Here is a 1,804-nt window from a genome sequence, read left to right on the forward strand (position 1 = left end):
CCCAGCGTCAGCGCATCGCGGTCGATGCGGATCGGGAAATCCATGATCGGCACCACCAGGTCCTCGGCCACGTCCTGGATCTTGAACACATCCACGCTGGTCTCGATCCCCATCAGCGCGCACACCGCGATGAACACTTCCATCGGCGTGTTGCCCGCGCCCGCGCCCAGCCCGGCCGCGGCCGCGTCGATGCGGGTGGCGCCCACTTCGAGCGCCGCCAGGCTGTTGGCCACGCCCATCGCCAGGTTGTGGTGGCCGTGGAAACCCAGTTCGGTCTCGGGTTTCAGTGCCTCGCGCACCGCGCTCAGGCGGGCCTTGACCGTCTCCGGCAGCAGGTGGCCGGCCGAGTCGGTGACGTAGATGCAGTTGGCGCCGTAGCTCTCCATCAGCTTGGCCTGTTTCACCAGCCCTTCCGGGCTGTTCATGTGCGCCATCATCAGGAAGCCGACGGTGTCCAGGCCGAGCTTTCTCGCCATACCGATGTGTTGTTCCGAGACGTCCGCCTCGGTGCAGTGGGTGGCGACGCGGATCGTGGCGACGCCCAGCTCGTGCGCCATCTTCAGGTGATCGACGGTGCCGATGCCCGGCAGCAGCAGCGCCGAGACCCGGGCCTGCTTCATCAGCGGGATCACCGCGCCGAGGTATTCCTCGTCGCTGTGCGCCGGGAAGCCGTAGTTGACCGAGCTGCCGCCCAGGCCGTCGCCGTGGGTGACTTCGATCAGCGGCACGCCCGCTTCGTCCAGCCCGGTGGCGATCGCCTTCATCTGTTCGAGCGTCATCAGGTGGCGCTTGGGGTGCATGCCGTCGCGCAGCGTCATGTCGTGCACGGTGACTTTCTTGCCGCGAAGTTCCATGTTCATCTCCTTCATCGGGCGGCCGTTCAGGCCACCATCGTTGCGCGGTTCGATTCGAGTTTCAGGCGCCCGGCGAGGATCTCCTCGGCGAACATCTCGGCGGTGCGCGCACCGGCCGCGGTCATGATGTCCAGGTTGCCGGCGTACCGGGGCAGGTAGTCGCCCAGGCCTTCGACCTCGAGGAAGACCGACACCCGCTTGCCGTCGAACACCGGGCCATTGACCAGGCGGTAGCCGGGCACGTATTGCTGCACTTCGGCGATCATGGCGTGGATCGAGGCGGTGATCGCGGCCTGGTCGGGTTCGGTCTCGGTCAGGCAGTGCACGGTGTCGCGCATGATCAGCGGTGGTTCGGCCGGGTTCAGGATGATGATGGCCTTGCCCTGCTTCGCCCCGCTCACCTTCTCGACTGCACCGGCGGTGGTGCGGGTAAATTCGTCGATGTTCTTCCTCGTGCCGGGGCCGGCGGACTTCGATGACACGGTGGCGACGATCTCGCCGTAGGCCACGGGCTGCACGCGTGAGACTGCGGCGACCATCGGGATCGTCGCCTGGCCACCGCAGGTGACCATGTTGACGTTCATTTCGCCCTTGCCGACGTGCTCGGCCAGATTGACCGGCGGCACGCAGAAGGGGCCGATCGCCGCCGGGGTGAGGTCGATCATCAGCACGCCCAGCTCATTGAGCTTGCGGCTGTTCTCGGCATGGACGTAGGCCGAGGTGGCGTCGAAGGCGATCTGCACGCCGTCGGCCAGCACATGCGGCAGCAGGCCGTCGACGCCGTCCGACGTGGTCTTGAGGCCCAGTTCGCGGGCCCGCGCCAGCCCTTCGGAGCTGGCGTCGATGCCCACCATCCACACCGGCTCCAGCACCGGGCTGCGCTTGAGTTTGTACAGCAGATCGGTGCCGATGTTGCCCGGGCCGATCAGCGCGCATTTGATCTTGTTCAT

General features: G+C 66.6%; 2 protein-coding genes. Both read right to left on the reverse strand.

Going from position 1 to position 1,804, the window contains the following annotated elements; all coding sequences use genetic code 11:
* On the reverse strand, positions 1-854 hold an 854-nt coding region (dmpG, locus tag NX068_RS21050), incomplete at its 3' end, for a 4-hydroxy-2-oxovalerate aldolase (RefSeq protein ID WP_263463198.1).
* Positions 855-880: 26 nt separating this feature from the next.
* Positions 881-1,804 (reverse strand): acetaldehyde dehydrogenase (acetylating), encoded by a 924-nt coding sequence (locus NX068_RS21055; protein ID WP_263463199.1) that lies wholly within the window; start codon positions 1,802-1,804, stop codon positions 881-883.

This window comes from Thauera carbonicopians, from assembly GCF_025699485.1.
Lineage (GTDB): Bacteria > Pseudomonadota > Gammaproteobacteria > Burkholderiales > Rhodocyclaceae > Thauera.

What these genes read in the sequence shown, in the direction of transcription:
- NX068_RS21055 (WP_263463199.1), bottom strand. Translation starts at nt 1,804, where the DNA reads ATGAACAAGATCAAATGCGCGCTGATCGGCCCGGGCAACATCGGCACC.